Below are 15477 nucleotides of genomic sequence, written 5' to 3'. Positions count from 1 at the left end.
CAAGCAAAGGTTAATTAATTATATCGTCAAGTCTTTCATCAAATTTCTTACTAAACGGATAAAATGTAAGCACGCGTCATGATTTTTCCTGCACACCATTAAATACAAAAAAGTCGGCACGTGGCCGACTCTCGATAACCGTGTTTACCTAGGTTATTTCGTCACTGGATTAGTGACCGTATACGTCTTGTAACCCTTTTGGGCGACGGAATACTTGAAGGTGGAACATTGACTCAGCTTCTTAGCTTGCGCCTTAGTCAGCTTCAATGTGAAGTTCCCCTTCTTAGCCACGTTAGACTTCTTCACGCACTGCTTCTTGCCATTTAAGACCGTTAACTTAGCGGATTTACGTCCGTTCGTAAAGTCGAGCTGACGAGCGTTCTTCTTATAGGGCGTCCGTAACTTCATCTGCTTAGTTGTTGATAAAGTCTTAACGGATGACTTACTCCCTTGGGCACTCGTTGACGCACACCCACCTAAAGCTAAAATCGCAGCGACACCAGCAACATAACCTAAAATCTTTTTCATAAAGAACTCCCCCTAGAAATAGATCGGTAGTCACCTCTGGCTATCTGCAACCCAGTCTAGTGGCCCGGTGATTTAGAGTCAAGATAGCCGTTCGACTCAGATTTTAAGGTGGTCACTGACGGGGCCCCGTCACCGTTAAACGCCTTCGTCACGGCTTTTAGCCACCAGTGTGGTTAGGGTGACTAGTTAGCCATACTCACCGTGTAATCACCCGCCGACACCAAAAAAGACCACCCAACAGGCGGTCTCACAATTGGTTAGATTACTTCGTTGCCGCAGTCGACACGTGCGGGAAGTAGACGGAATCGTTGGCGGATAAGCCGGCGTTCACGTGCGTTAAGTTCTTGACGTTTTCACTCCGGTAGACGGGCTTGATGGTGGTATCGGCACTAGCCGTGGCCGCCACGCCAGCTAATCCTAAAACAACAACGACACCAGTTACAATTCCAAAAACTTTTTCCATGAAAGTATCTCCTAATCAAATGATTTCTCTATATTCTCTATGCAAGTTTCATTCTATAAAGTCCTGAAACGTCTGTCAAGGGCGGATGCGCTTTCAATTTATAAGAAGCCGTTTTTATTTTTGTGAAGGCCGCTTTACTGCTATTAGTGCATTTAGCGACCACCTTCACAAGCTTCTGAAATGTTTCCAAAATTAGTTATTCATTTTGAAATCGTCCTGAAAATCAAGCATTAAAAAAGAGTTATCATCACTGATAACTCCCCTAACCTTATTTCAAAATAACACATTTAACGGTGTACGGCCGCATACCGGTTGTCGTCACGGTATAGTCAAAGGTCCGCTGGGCACCTAATTGCTGGGCTTGAGCCCGGGTCAGCTTAACCGTTAACCGACCATCCCGCGCAATAGTCAGACGCTTAACGCACTGTTGCTTCCCGTTATGCAGAGTCAAAACGGTCCCACGCTGAGCCTTCAAGAAGGTCAACGTTCGCCCGTTTTGGTGATAGCGCGCACTCAGCCGCAGTTGGCGCGTGGCCGGCACCCGGGATTGAGCCGCCGCATGGGCAGTTACCGTGTGACCACTCGCAATTTGCGGAAAGTAAACCGAATCATCGTCGGCTAATTGACCATTAGTGGTCGCCGTAGCCGTTAATTGAGCATTATTGATACCCGGATTACCCGTGGTCCCATCGGCATTGGCCGTGGCCGCAACCCCGACTAACGCTAACGCCGCAACTAAACCCGTTGCACTAGTTAAAATCTTATTCATGATAACTCCCCCAATCATGATTTTTTGGACTTCAGTTCGCCGGTCCCCAACCGGCTATCCGACCCCCATAGTAGAAAGGTACCGGGGTAAGGTCAACTGCTCTGCTCACCGGTACCCCCAAAATCTTCGGGAGTATTTTTAACGCCTACCTGTTGCTGATAGGTCGGCAAATAAAGCGGTTACGTCCGATCGATGATTTAGGCAGGTAACCAACCTTACATGACGCCCAAACAAAAACTGCCAGTCCCCATTGTCTGGGGCGCTGACAGCTAATAGTTATCAAATTGAGTTTTAACCGAAGAACCCACCACGAATAGTGTAACGACGGCGTAACCAGACCATTCCGGCAATCGATAATAAGCCGACGATGATGCTTGGCCACGGCATCAACACGGGGTTGATGGCCTTAGGCAATAATTGGGCGAAGTAGAAGAAGATCATCCACACCGCGAACCCGACCAGGGTCAAGAGGAACCGAATCCACCCGTTGAACCGGTGCTTGATCTTCGGGTCAAACAGCTTGGGCATGACCGGCAACAGGAACCCGGCAATCAGGGCACTGACCAGAATGGCCGTGATTCCCACGGGGCTACTGGTTTGCATCAGCTTCGGCGAGAAGAGATACATCACCCCAAACAACAACGTGAAGATCATGAAGAACGTCAACGTGTTGTAGGCCATATTGGGCCAGTAGTCGGGACCACCAAAGATCTTGGTTTCGGCCTCGCGCTTCGGTCCGTCGACCACGTAGGCCACCCGGTCCGCGATATCGCCGTAGAGGTTCTTCGCGGTCTTCCCACTCTTCTGCCCCTCGACGAGTTCGGTGACCATCTCTTGGACGGCCGCGGCCTTCTTCTCGGGCGTCAGCTTGGTCCCTTCCAAGGCCTTGTTGAAGCGGAACATGTAATCGGCGTTTCGCTTGGTCAACCCCAGGTTATCAAACGCCGTCCGTTCATTGGTGGCAACGGTGTTGCGGTTCTGATGCACGTCCGCATTCCGCGGCCGTGACTTTGGCTTGTTTTCACTCATAGTTGAATCCCTTCTAAACGTTGAAGCGGAATTCGACAATGTCGCCGTCCGTCATCACGTAATCCTTACCTTCGACCCGCAGCTTACCGGCTTCCTTAACGGCCGCTTCGGTCTCGTACTTGTCTAAATCGTCAAACGCCATAACTTCGGCCCGGATAAACCCGCGTTCGAAGTCGGAGTGAATGATCCCCGCAGCTTGGGGCGCCTTGGTTCCGGTCTTGTAGGTCCACGCCCGCGTTTCCTTCCCACCGGCCGTGAAGAACGTTTCCAGGCCTAAGAGGTGGTAGGACGCCCGAATCAACCGGTTCAAGCCGGGTTCTTCGACGCCTTCCGCTTCCAGAAAGTCCTTCTTTTCGTCATCGTCGAGTTCGGCAATTTCTTCTTCGGCTTCGGCGGCCACGGCAATGGCTTCGGCGCCTTCCTTGGCGGCGTAGTCTTGAATGACCTTGAAGTACTTGGAGTTCTCAGGATCGGCCATGTCGTCTTCGGCAATGTTGGCCACGTACAGTACCGGCTTCGAGGTCAACAAGAACAGGCCCTTGACGATCTTTTGTTCGTCTTCGTCAAAGTCTAGTGTCCGCACGGCGCCCCCATTTTCGAGGACCGGTTGAATCTTTTCGAGAACCGCTAGTTCGGCCTTGGCTTCCTTATCACTACCCTTGGCGGCGCGTTGGACCTTAGCCAAGCGCTTGTTCACGGCGTCCAAGTCGGACAAGCCTAGTTCCAAGTTAATGGTTTCGATATCGTCGATGGGGTCGACTTTCCCGGTCACGTGGGTGATGTTGTCGTCGTCAAACGCCCGTACCACGTGCACGATGGCGTCCACCTGGCGAATGTTTTCCAGAAATTGGTTTCCCAGGCCTTCACCCTTGCTAGCACCCTTGACGATCCCGGCGATGTCGGTAAATTCAAACGTCGTGGGGACGACCTTCTTGGCGGGAATCAATTCTTGAATCCGGTCCAAGCGGGCGTCTGGCACTTCGACCATGCCGACGTTAGGGTCGATCGTGGCGAACGGATAGTTGGCCATTTCGGCCCCGGCATTGGTAATCGCGTTAAATAAGGTTGACTTCCCCACGTTAGGCAAGCCAACGATCCCTGCAGTTAATGACATAACTCTTATTCACTCTTTTCTGAATTTTCGGCATCGGCCTTACGAACCAATACCTTCTTTAGTTTCTTTTCAAACTCACGCCGTGACAGCATCACCACGTGGCCGCAGTTAGTACACTTAATCTTGATATCCGCACCCATCCGGGTAATTTCCCAGCGGTTGGCACCGCACGGATGAGGCTTCTTCATTTCAACCACATCGCCTAAGTCGTACATCGTATCCCTCCGTTAGTTCGATTGAATGTTCAGCAACGTCAAAATGCGGTTCAGATCATCGTTAGACAGGTATTCGATTTCGATGTGTCCCGTGTGATCCTGTTGGTTATTTTCGTTGATCGACACCTGCGTGCCGAAGTGTTCCTGGAGTTGGTTCTCCGTGGAACGCAAGAACGGTGACTTCTTCTTGGCGGGTTTCTTAGCCGCCTTCTTCGCCGCGCCGTTGAGCTTGCTGACTTCGGCCTCTAAGGCCCGCACGGTCATTCCCTCGGAAACGGCCCGCTTAGCCAGCGCCACCAACTTACTCTTATCCTTTAAGGATAGTAGCGTCCGGGCTTGCCCCATCGATAATTGGTTATGTTGCAACATATCCTTAACGGCCTTGGGCAACCCCAATAACCGTAAGTAGTTGGCGATGTAGGGCCGACTCTTGCCCAACCGTTCGGAAACTTGCGCCTGCGTCAAGGTGAGCTTGGTCATCAAGGTATCGTAGGCTTCGGCCTCTTCCAGGGGGGTCAGGTCTTCACGTTGGAGGTTTTCCAGCACCGCGATTTCCATCATCTGTTCTTCGGTCACGTCGCGGATAATGCCGGGAATCGTGACTTTGCCCGCCATCTTAGACGCCCGAAAACGGCGTTCGCCAGCGAGAATTTCGTAGCGGTTGGCCCGCTTATCCGGTTGGCGGACGATGATGGGTTGGAACACCCCGGTTTTTTCGATGGAGGCGGCGAGATCCGCCAAGCCCTTGTGATCGAATTTTTGCCGGGGTTGGTACGGGTTGGGCACGATATCCGCTAAGGTCAGATCTACCACGGTCTCTTCGCCGGTGTCGACGCCGTTTTCAGCGAACAGCGCGTCAATCCCGCGCCCTAAACTTTTCTCTTTCTTACTTGCCATGGGCAGCTAGCACTTCCTTTGCGAGTTCAGTGTACACCTCTGCCCCCTTAGACTTCGGGGCGTAATCAATAATCGGCATCCCGTGACTCGGAGCCTCGGCCAGTTGCACGTTCCGGGGAATAATCGTGTCGTAGACCTTGTTTTGGAAATACTTTTTCACTTCGGCATTAACCTGTTTTCCCAGATTGGTCCGGGCATCGTACAAGGTCAAGAGCACCCCTTCGATCTTCAAGTTACGGTTGAAGTGCTTTTGGACCAACTTGACCGTGTTCAGTAACTGGGTCAGCCCTTCCAACGCGTAATACTCGCTTTGCACCGGAATCAAAATAGAATCCGCTGCGGTAAACGCGTTGATGGTCAACAACCCTAACGACGGCGGACAATCGATTAAAATATAATCGTAATCGTCACGGACTTCGTCGAGGGCGGCCTTGAGGCGGGTTTCTCTGGCCATCATGGGGGTCAACTCAATTTCGGCCCCCGAAAGCTGGATGGTCGCCGGAACGACGTCTAATCCCGCATGTTGCGTCGGCAAAATGGCGTCACGAATTGGAATCTCATCGACCAGTACGTTATAAATTTCTCGTTGAATCGACGCCTTCTGAATACCAACCCCGCTGGTAGCGTTCCCCTGGGCATCCGTATCGACCAACAGGACTTTCTTTCCGTCCGTGGCCAAAGCGGCACCTAAGTTCACCCCGGTGGTCGTCTTGCCGACGCCCCCCTTTTGGTTGGCTAACGCGATGATATAGCCCATACTTCGTCCCACCTCTAGCTTTCTTTTGGAATATCAATGATAATGCGGTAACGGTCCGCCGTTTCTTCTTCTTTGGTGGTCAGCGGTAACCCCGCGTCGGTCACCATCTTCACCGATTGGCGAATGGTGTTGACCGCCACTCGAGTGTCCCCGTTGACGCCTTGCTTGGTGACCTTCCGACGACGCTTGGTCTTTTGCGGCGCCAAATCGGCGATCAACGCCTCGGTTTCCTTGACCGTCAATTGCCGATCGATGATTTGATGTAACACGGTCACCTGTTGTTCGGGAGCCACGGCCAACAACGCCCGACCGTGACGCTCGGTGATCTGCCGATTCAAGATGGCCTGACGAACGGGCTCACTGAGTTTTAATAGCCGTAATTTATTGGCAACAAACCCCTGACTCTTCCCAATGCCCTGGGCCAATTGCACTTGCGTCAACTGGTTCAACGTCATCAATTGTTGGTAGGCCGTTGCCTCTTCGATGGCGGTGAGTTCCTCCCGTTGCAAGTTTTCAATCAACGCCATCGAGGCGGTCTCGTCATCGTCGAGATCTTCGATGATGGCCGGGACCTCAGTCCACTTGAGCTTAGACACCGCCCGAAAACGCCGTTCACCGGCGATAATCTCGTAGTGGTTCGGCTCGTACTGCCGTAAGACGATAGGTTGAAGTAACCCGTGATCTTGAATGGTCTGGGCTAGCTCACCGATGGCCGTTGGGTCAAAGCGCTGACGGGGTTGAAACCGATTCGCCACAATCTGGTCGATCGGAATCATCACCACGTTTTGTTTGACGGGATGGCTCGGGCGGGCGGCCTTATCCCGGTTATTTCCAAATAATGAAAATGGCAAATTATCTTACCTCCACTCCATTAATCTTCCAACGGTTCTCGGTTGGGCGTCCCCGCCTTCCGAGGGTACCGCTTCGGCGTGTGCTTCACCTTGTCGATCACCACGATGTGCCGGGGATCTTGAGATTCCGGCAATTGAAACTCGTGATCGGCGGTCAATTGGCCGCCTAACGTGGTAATAGCCTGATGACTAACCGCCAATTCGTCGGCCGTCTTCGCCGCCTTTAGGGCGACAAACTGGCCGCCCACCTTAGTCAACGGTAAGCAGAGTTCACTTAGCACGGACATCCGGGCCACGGCCCGCGCCGTTACCAAATCGAAGGCTTCCCGATAATCTGAGCGCTTGCCACCGAATTCCTCGGCCCTGGCGTGGTGGAATGCCACGCCGCTGAGGTTCAACTTCGCCGCCAATTCGTTTAAAAAGTTGATCCGCTTATTCAACGAATCCACGATGGTCACCCGTAACTGCGGGAAAACGATTTTCAACGGTAAGGACGGAAACCCCGCCCCGGCCCCGACGTCGCATAACGTCAAGGGTTGGTCCCGCAGCGCCGACAGATAAAAGGCCGGGGTCAGCGAGTCATAGAAGTGCTTCAAGTAAACTTCTGGAGCGGCCGTGATTGTCGTCAAATTTACGTGTTCGTTGGTCGCCACTAAAAATTGATAGTACGTCGCAAACTGCTGCTCTTGTTCGGGGGTCAGGTCGATCCCCTTAGCGGCCAGTGCGGCCCGAAATTCTTCTGGATTCATGTTTAATCTCCCAGTCCACTTCTGTGAAACAATTGTTTCACGTTTGCTTATACTTTACCTTACTTATGAGGGAAACGCAACCGCGTCCCCCACCACATCGTTTCCTATTATACCGAAAACCGGGGCCACATGAAACGGCTACCCCCATAAAAAAATCAGGGAAACGCTTGGGGAGTTACTCCCGGCGTTTTCCTGATTTTTCGATTATTTCCCCGGTTATGCTCGTCGGGGCCGCAATAGTCGTGGTCGATGTTTAGTAAACCCAGTATTCCCCACCGGAATCACCGCCTGAACCTGAGAATCAAAGCGTAACGGCCGCACCGTCACACTGGCAATTCCCCGTTCAATGGTGATGACATTGTAGCTTACAGCCCGATGCACCGCATGTTGGTGTGGATTACGACAGTCGATGTAGGTCGACGCCGCCCCCGCCACGGTGACCGGCAACGCGTTATCCACCAAATAGTTGGCTGCAAAGTGTAAATGCCCCGCAAAGATCCCCCCAACGTTATGCCCGTGGAGGATGGCCAACAATTCTCGGTTATTCTGCAGGAGCGTGTAGCGCATGTTCCGTAGGGCCGGCGCGTCCAACGGGTGGTGCAGAAAAATAAAGGCTCGTCGCCGGGGAGCAAGGTGCAAACTTTTATTTAACCAGTCGAGCTGATCTCGAGCCAGCCATCCGGCCGAGCGCCGGGTTTCCCATTTAGAATCCAAGAAATAAAAATCCATGTTTTGGCGGTTCTGTTTATACGCATAATACGGGCGGGCGGCTTGGCCTAAGTACCCCGCATTAAAGGCGTCCCGATTATCTTGGTCGCCCAAGATGACCTGAATCGGCGCACCCAGTCGCTCGCTTTGCTGCGTCAAGTATGTCCGTAACCACCGATAATCCGCCTCACTGCCCCGCTGAATCAGGTCGCCACCAATTACGATGAGGTCCGGTTGTGTCGCCCGACTCGCGACATCATCAAAAATCAGTTGCAGATTCGCGACCGCCGCGGTCCCCGCCGTCGGTAGTGGTGGTGTGAGTTGCACATCGGACACGTGAATCACTGTATATTTGTTCATCCCACGTTGCCCCTATCGCACTGAAAATTGTGGTCGTCAAACTCCGATTAACGACCACCCCTAGTAACTGAAGTCTCCTCTTAGCATACCGGCTTGATGTAAATTATCGGTATGTTCTGTGTCAACATCGTGTAAAGTTTTCGCAAACCCGTTCGCAACGCGGAAACCAAAAAATCGCGCTAATTCCGCTCTCATGGCGGCATTAACACGATTCAACGGAAAGACTATCGACGATGATGGGCTGGCTTGGAAAGCCATAACATCGGTAACCAGGTCAAAATTAGTAAGATTAAGGTTTCGGTATCCATCACAGACATGCAAACCATCTTCTTTCTCTCCTGATTCACCTTTATCATAGCAAGCTTTTATCGCGTTTTCGTATCGTTAGGTTTTCGTTTGTGTAAAGGTTACTGTTTTTAATTTGTTTCGCTTAAACTTGCATCCGCTAAGGCTGCTTCACACCAAGCGCTCTTTGAAGACAACTCGCCATCACGGTATCGAAGTACGCAACATCCTGTTGATTCCGTGACACCAACTGTCCCCCCTGCACACACGCAAAGAACTCAGCCGCAGTCACCTGACTGTGAAAGTCACCTAATTGTTGCTCTAACCAGTCTAAGTTTCGCTGAAAGAAGGCGCCAACTTCGGCGTTGATGTTAGCATCCAGATTATTCACATCCATGGCAAGGTCTGAACAAAGACAGATTTTTCCTTCGATCAGGTTCGCCCTATACAAAGAGACGTAATGGGTCAGTCTACCGCTAAGGTCTTGACTGTGATCAGCCGCCAACGCTGTAAAAAAGTTGTCCGAATACCGGTCGAGTACGGCCTTTACCAACGCCTGCTTACCAGAGAAATAATAATAGATACTGGCCTTTTGGATAGCCACTCCCGCTGCGATGTCGGCAAAGCTGAAGCCATTAACGCCCTTGGCTTGAATTAACGTCATCCCGAAGTCTAGAATTTTATCTTTCGTGTTCATTATCATCCTGCCATTCATGATCAGTCTTGACGCCTAGTATAGCAGATTACAAAATGGTCAACATCTTGGCCGTCGCCAACCGCGCATTCTTGAAATCATTGATTTTGTCATCGGAGCGGTAGCCCATCGCAATTCCTTCAACGATGAGTTCATCAGCGGGAACGCCGGCAAATTCACGAATCTCGTCGGCATACTTCACGTTCTCATAAGCGACCATCGTATCCAGGCCGTGGCTGGCTGCCGACAGCATCAGCGTTTGGGCGAAGGACCCCGCATCATAGATGGACCAGACCGGCGCAGTCTTAGGAATCGTAATGTAGGCCATCGCCGGCGCATTCCACAAACGCCCATTCGCCGCCGTAAAATCGGTCATGGTTGGATCGGAACCCACTTTATCCAGCCACTCACTCATATTAGACCAAGGCAAATTTCCCCAGTCGTGAATGTCCTTAACGGGTAGATCCGCATTGCCCTTAATCCCCGCGCGCGTCTTTTCAAGATGGGATTTTTGGATCTTTTTCATGGTCTCGCCCGTCGCAATATAAACCTTCCACGGCTGCGAGTTCGCCCACGATGGCGCCTGTTGCGCGTCAGCGACGACACTGGTCAAAAGGGTTCTAGTCACCTGGGTCGGTTGATAGTCTCGGATAGAAACCCGATGCTTGAGTACTTCAGAAAAATCCATGATATTAGCCTTCTTCTTTACTAATTTTCGATGCAAATACATTCTACCTACCAATAGGTAGAATGTCAAGATTAAGCTTTCCTACCCGGTGAAAGTACGTTCACCTCAAACGGCAGATCCTCAGCTACGTTAAAAAGGGCCACAACCTCAGCTAATGAGATTGTGGCCCTACCTAACGTCAGTTTTAACTAATCGCGTTAAAGCTTACATCTTAATGTTCTTAACTTCTTCCATGAACCAGTCGTTGAAGGCTTGGTCGTCGATGTCCACGGACACCTTAGCGTTGGTCTTGCCGTTGTGGTAAGCCCCACGGATGTCGCCGACAGTTTCCCCAATGGCTGGGCCTTGGGTCACCACGTCAACCCACATGTCTTCGGTCTTGATGGCTTCTGGGTGCAAGAGGTAGAAGATGGTGTTGACATCGTGCATCGCACTCCCCTTGTCGTTGTGGTCCCCATCGTTGATGATGATGTCGTGCAACATTTGCCCGGCTTCATTCAAGTGTTGGAGCTTTTCGATGTTTTCGTTGGTCAATAAGGCCTTCATGGTGATGTCCAAGCCCACCATGACGATCGGAATACCAGACTTGTAGACGATGGCGGCGGCATCTGGGTCGGTGAAGACGTTGAATTCGGCCGCACTGGTCATGTTCCCCTTACCTAAGGCACCACCCATGGCCACAATCCGGTCGATGTGGCTCTTCACTTCTGGATATTCGGAGAAGAGTAAAGCGATGTTGGTGTACGATCCGGTTGGCACTAAGGTAATCGGGTCGTTGCTAGCCATGATGGCGTCGTGTAAGGCTTCCACGGCCGTCTTGTTCAATGGCTTCGGCAGGTCTTCTGGGAAGTCGTAACCAGGCATCCCGGATTCCCCGTGAATCCGCGCAGCATCTTCGAAGTCCTTGAACAAAGGTTGTTCGGCACCAGCCGCAACTGGAATATCTTGGTTAAAGAACCGCATAATCTTCAAAGCGTTCTTGGTGGTCTTGTCGACCGTCACGTTACCCGCCACCGTGGTGACCAACTTCAAGTCAATCTTGGGGTCGTTAATCGCCATGGTTAAGGCAGCAGCATCGTCAATTCCGGGGTCGGTATCCATTAAAATCTTAATCGTCATTTTTATTTCCTCCTAAAAAGTACTCAAATTTAACAGCTCGTAACCGCTTACGTTTTACCGGGAAAGCACGCCCTACTAGAGCATGGCACTAAAGACCAAGTCCAGTAGGAACAGTACTCCCAGCAGGTAAACTGGCCAGGTCAGGGTTTTACCCTTGCCGATGGCGAGTTTCATAATCGGGTAAGCCACAAATCCAAAGGCCAATCCGGTCGAAATACTATTGGTGAATGGAATCAACACGATGATTAAAAACGCGGGGAACCATTCAGAGAAGTCCGCCATCTGAATGTTGCCAATCGCGGCCATCATGAGCGCCCCCGTAATGATAATCACGGGCGCAATTGCGGCGGATGGCACGTAGGCCAATAGCGGCACAAAGATCAGTGATAGGGCAAACAGCACCGCGGCGACTAACGCCATGATCCCGGTCCGGCCCCCACTTTCGATCCCCGAAGCACTTTCGGCGGCCGCCACAGTTGGGCTGGTCCCCATAAAGCCGGAGAGGAAGGTGGTGACGGAACTGCCTTCGAAGGTCTTCTTAAACTTCTTTTTGTTCGGGAGTAACCCTTGCAAGAGTCCCATGGATTCGAACACCAGAATCATGGTCATCGAAAAGGCGGCCAAGATAAACGGCGTGCTAATCAAATGGGAGAAGTCGTTTTGGAACACGATCTTGTGGTATTGCCCCAACCGTGCGAGGTCCACGTTGGGCGTATCACTGTCTTTGACGCCCAAGAAGAACGCCAGCAGACTCGTGGCAATGATGGCAATGAAGAAGTTCCCTTTAATCTTCCGTAAGAACAGAATTAAACTCAAGACCAACCCGAACAACGCGAGTAACGGCGTAGGCTTGGTCAAGTCACCCAACACGATCAGTGACGACTTACCGGCGACAATCAGGCCCGCTTTTTCCAGGCCAATTTCGACCAGAAAGAGCCCAATTCCTGCGGTAATCCCACTCTTCAGCGATTCGGGAATCGCCTCCGAGAGAATGGTCGACACCTTGGTGAAGGCAATCAGCATGTACGCAAAACTGGCGACAGCCGCGATTCCCAAGGCTTCCTGCCAACTGAGGCCCATGTTGACCACAATCGTGTAGGTGAAGAAGGCGTTGACTCCCATTCCTGGCGTCAAGATGATTGGGGCGTTGGACCAGAAGGCCATAATCAGACACCCAATCACGGACGAGAAGATCGTCGCAAAGACGCTCAGGTCAGTGGGAATCCCCGCGTCCTTTAGAATCAGCGGGTTCACAATAATAATGTAGGAGATGGCAAAGAAGCCCGTCACGCCCGCAATGATTTCGTTGCGAACGACCTCCTTATCTCGCAAAGCTTCGCGCAGCGTCATGTTGTTGGCCCGTTCGATGGCCGATTCCGCTTGCTTAGCTTGCGCTTGTTGCTTATCCATAGATTTCCCTATCTTTCAATACGCCACATTCCGACGTACAGACTTCACGGGCTTTGCAACCGAATGGTCTCACGCACCCGGCTGGGTTTCACTCCCCTGCTAGGGAGGTCGGCACCCGTACGGCCGATGACGCGCATCAGCCGAGACCCCGTATAACCCTAACCGCGAGGTCACCTGACACAGATAGCCCAGTGGCCAGGCCCCTGGGCTATCTTTTGTTGATACTCATTAAAGCTTATCTGATTACCAAACGAAGAGTCCAACGATCCCGGCAGAAAGCAGAGAAACCAGAATCCCAGAAAGTAACATGTAACCAACGTTCTTGGAAATCAAATCGTTCTTTTCTTGGTCAACCATACCCTTGAAGGCACCGATGATCATCCCAGTCGTCGAGAAGTTGGCGAAGGAAGTGATGAAGACGGTCAAGATGGCACGGTAGTGAGGTGAGAAGTAGTGAGGGTTGTTGATAATAGTGGTCAACTTACCCATAACAACGAATTCGTTCGTAACTAACTTGGTCCCCATGTATTGGGCAAAGCCGAAGGCGTCGTGGACGTTCAGACCCATTAACCAAGCAAATGGGAACATGATGATCCCTAAGATGTGTTCCAAACTCAACCATGGGTTGAACAGAGCCAAGATCTTATCGATCATAGCGGCTAAGGCCACGAAGGCGATAACGTTAGCGGCGATGATCAAGATCAGACGGCCGGCACCCAAGATGGAGTCACCCAAGAAGGAGAAGAATGGTTCGCGAGGCGTCTTAGCATCAGCAGCTTCATCGGCAACTGAGGCTTCAGCGTTACTGCTTGAGCCACCCATCTTAGCGATGGTATCTTCTTCAGGACCCACTTTAACGGGGTTCAGGATGTTGGTAACAATAATCGCGTTTAAAATGTTCAATGGAACGGCGGTCAAAACAAATTGGCCAGGAACCATTTGCGTGTACGCCCCTAAAATTGAAGCGGTGACACAGGACATGGACATCATGGCTAACGTGACGTCACGTTCCTTACGCATGGTTTGTAATTGTAACTTGGAAACGGCTAAGGCTTCAGTGTTCCCTAAGAACATCATTTCAACGGAGAAGAATGATTCAAACTTCGGTTGACCAGTGATGAAGGAAAGTCCACGACCAACCCACTTGATGATCCATGGCAATACCCCGATGTAAGTCAAGATATCGAACAATGGGACAATCATCAAGATTGGTAGCAGCGCGCTGGTCACGAAGTTCATGGCCTTGGCAGTCCCACCAAATTCTGGGGTAACCCAGTTTGGTAAGGCGAACACAATCCCTTGATAGGAAACTTGAACTAACCAGTTGAATCCGTCGGCGGCACCCTTAACGATGTCACGCCCAAACGCGAAACTGGTCAGAACCCAAGCGAGTAACAGGTTAATTACTAAAACAATAATAGTTGAACGCCAGTTGACGTTTTTCTTGTCCTTAGAGAACAGAAAAGCGATGGCAAGGTACACAAGTACCCCAATGATGTTGATTACGACTAACATTGGTCAAAATACCTCTTTCCGATATATTTAACGTGTGGTGGCGCCCCACTCGACACGTTACGACGCGATGTTACGGCAGAAACTATGTACGCATAATTTCTGTTACGAACGACACTGCCTTAACGAGAAAGCCTAACGGGATTGGTAATTTTGAATAAGTGATATAGCTGCCGTTAGTCCTTGCGCTTTCAACCGTTAATACAGACTGTTGCTCTCCCTCACCTCCTTTCAAGGATTTGTTCGTCAGATTTGCGTAATTTCATTTAATAAACTATGTCCGGCACTGGTCGCGGCCACCCCGTAGTTCTCGAGGATGGTGGCACCGACGTCGGCTAAGGTCCGCCGGATTCCCAACGCGAACCCGTTCGCCCGTGATGGGGAGTATACCAGTAATGGCAAATACTCCCGGGTCGGCGTTAACCCGAAGGTCGGGTCCGCGGCGTGGGTCGCCGTGACGATCAACAGGTCGTTGGCACCCATGTCATGGACCACCTGTTCCAGGTAATGGTCGGCCGCGCTTAACGCGGTGCCAAACCCCATCAGGTCTTGGTGCTCACCGGCAAACCGCATCTCCGGTAGACAAATGTAAGTCAACCCGGAAGCTGGATCGTTCAGCCGCTCGTAAAGGATGCGGAAGCTGGCTTGGTTACTGCCCACCTGATACCGACTCGCCGGTGTCTGGGTGGCGAGGTAGCTGAGAAACGGACCGGCCAAGGTGACGGGATAACCCGCAGCCGTCAACGTGGTAAACACGTTTTCCGTGCGAATCTCGCCGGTATAGTCCCACATCTCCCGTAGCCCCGTGGGTCGCCGGTTACCCTGCGCCGCCATGTGAAGGCGGCCGTAGAACCCTAAGGGGTGTTCGACCGGTTCAACACCAGCGACGGGATGGTCAATCCGAATATTGCCGAGGCCGAGTTGCTGTAATGTTGGGAGCTTTAGTTGACCGGGCCAACTAACGGCGACGTGACCAAGCGTGTCGGCACCTACGGATTGAAAGCGGTTGGCATCGGACGCCTCGCCCAATCCCAAGCCAGCAAAATCAACAACGAAAATGCGATGAAAGGCCACGTTTGCTCACTCCCTCTTTCCATAAACGGTTTCTCACAACTCAATTCGTTGTGGGCCTTAGTAATAATATACCTTTTCAATAAAGCGCTGTAAATCCCCGATTTAAGAAAATCGTAAAAAACAGTTTTTTCCGAACATTGTGCCCATTAACCAATTAACGGATAAGGGCGCCAAATCAGCGTTTCGTAACCGCTGTCATTCGAGTTAAAAGGATTTACGTGGGGCAATTTTCCCTTAAATTCCGACTCAAATGGC

Annotated in this window: 17 protein-coding genes; all 17 read right to left on the bottom strand. The window is 51.4% G+C overall.

Annotation, left to right across the window (positions count from 1 at the left end; genetic code table 11):
• Positions 1-153 precede the first annotated feature (153 nt).
• Entirely contained in the window at positions 154-528 is a 375-nt protein-coding gene (locus tag FD25_RS07100) for a hypothetical protein (protein WP_057802956.1), read from the bottom strand.
• A 262-nt stretch (positions 529-790) separates the two neighbouring features.
• Positions 791-991: a hypothetical protein gene (locus FD25_RS07095; RefSeq protein ID WP_057802955.1), complete on the bottom strand. Its 201-nt coding sequence runs from the start codon at positions 989-991 to the stop codon at positions 791-793.
• A gap of 268 nt (positions 992-1259) precedes the next feature.
• Positions 1260-1760, bottom strand: coding sequence for a hypothetical protein (locus FD25_RS07090; protein WP_057802954.1), 501 nt, complete (start codon positions 1758-1760; stop codon positions 1260-1262).
• Between the two features lie 291 nt (positions 1761-2051).
• The gene (locus FD25_RS07085) at positions 2052-2789 is read right to left on the bottom strand and encodes a DUF1129 domain-containing protein (protein WP_057802953.1); all 738 of its coding nucleotides are present in this window, start codon (positions 2787-2789) and stop codon (positions 2052-2054) included.
• 13 nt (positions 2790-2802) lie between these two features.
• Positions 2803-3903 (bottom strand): redox-regulated ATPase YchF, encoded by a 1101-nt coding sequence (ychF, locus tag FD25_RS07080; RefSeq protein ID WP_057802952.1) that lies wholly within the window; start codon positions 3901-3903, stop codon positions 2803-2805.
• Positions 3904-3908: 5 nt separating this feature from the next.
• Positions 3909-4118, bottom strand: a complete 210-nt coding sequence (locus FD25_RS07075; protein ID WP_024747235.1) for a DUF951 domain-containing protein — start codon at positions 4116-4118, stop codon at positions 3909-3911.
• A gap of 12 nt (positions 4119-4130) precedes the next feature.
• On the bottom strand, positions 4131-5015 hold the full coding sequence (locus FD25_RS07070; RefSeq protein WP_057802951.1) for a ParB/RepB/Spo0J family partition protein: 885 nt from the start codon (positions 5013-5015) through the stop codon (positions 4131-4133).
• Positions 5005-5772 carry a ParA family protein gene (locus FD25_RS07065; protein WP_057733520.1) on the bottom strand — a complete coding sequence of 256 codons (768 nt, stop codon included), beginning with the start codon at positions 5770-5772 and terminating at the stop codon, positions 5005-5007. Before FD25_RS07065 ends, FD25_RS07070 begins: the two co-directional genes overlap by 11 nt.
• Before the next feature lie 14 nt (positions 5773-5786).
• Complete coding sequence (noc, locus tag FD25_RS07060; RefSeq protein WP_057802950.1) at positions 5787-6623, bottom strand: nucleoid occlusion protein; 837 nt, start codon at positions 6621-6623, stop codon at positions 5787-5789.
• A 20-nt stretch (positions 6624-6643) separates the two neighbouring features.
• Positions 6644-7372, bottom strand: a complete 729-nt coding sequence (gene rsmG / locus FD25_RS07055) for a 16S rRNA (guanine(527)-N(7))-methyltransferase RsmG (RefSeq protein ID WP_057802949.1) — start codon at positions 7370-7372, stop codon at positions 6644-6646.
• Between the two features lie 216 nt (positions 7373-7588).
• A complete protein-coding gene (locus FD25_RS07050; protein ID WP_057802948.1) occupies positions 7589-8440 on the bottom strand; it encodes a metallophosphoesterase family protein in 852 nt (283 codons plus the stop codon).
• A 445-nt stretch (positions 8441-8885) separates the two neighbouring features.
• A complete protein-coding gene (locus FD25_RS07045; RefSeq protein ID WP_225428559.1) occupies positions 8886-9422 on the bottom strand; it encodes a TetR/AcrR family transcriptional regulator in 537 nt (178 codons plus the stop codon).
• Between the two features lie 46 nt (positions 9423-9468).
• A complete protein-coding gene (locus FD25_RS07040) occupies positions 9469-10107 on the bottom strand; it encodes a nitroreductase (protein WP_057802947.1) in 639 nt (212 codons plus the stop codon).
• Positions 10108-10311: 204 nt separating this feature from the next.
• On the bottom strand, positions 10312-11226 hold the full coding sequence (gene rihC, locus FD25_RS07035; RefSeq protein WP_057802946.1) for a ribonucleoside hydrolase RihC: 915 nt from the start codon (positions 11224-11226) through the stop codon (positions 10312-10314).
• Between the two features lie 75 nt (positions 11227-11301).
• Positions 11302-12636 (bottom strand): NCS2 family permease, encoded by a 1335-nt coding sequence (locus FD25_RS07030; protein WP_057802945.1) that lies wholly within the window; start codon positions 12634-12636, stop codon positions 11302-11304.
• Between the two features lie 243 nt (positions 12637-12879).
• A complete protein-coding gene (locus tag FD25_RS07025) occupies positions 12880-14151 on the bottom strand; it encodes a NupC/NupG family nucleoside CNT transporter (protein WP_057802944.1) in 1272 nt (423 codons plus the stop codon).
• 243 nt (positions 14152-14394) lie between these two features.
• Positions 14395-15222: an alkaline phosphatase family protein gene (locus tag FD25_RS07020; RefSeq protein ID WP_057802943.1), complete on the bottom strand. Its 828-nt coding sequence runs from the start codon at positions 15220-15222 to the stop codon at positions 14395-14397.
• Positions 15223-15477: the final 255 nt, after the last annotated feature.

The organism is Levilactobacillus acidifarinae DSM 19394 = JCM 15949, from assembly GCF_001434835.1.
GTDB lineage: Bacteria > Bacillota > Bacilli > Lactobacillales > Lactobacillaceae > Levilactobacillus > Levilactobacillus acidifarinae.
The sequence above is the reverse complement of the archived record's forward strand: the minus strand, read 5'-3'. Positions and strand labels throughout refer to the sequence as shown.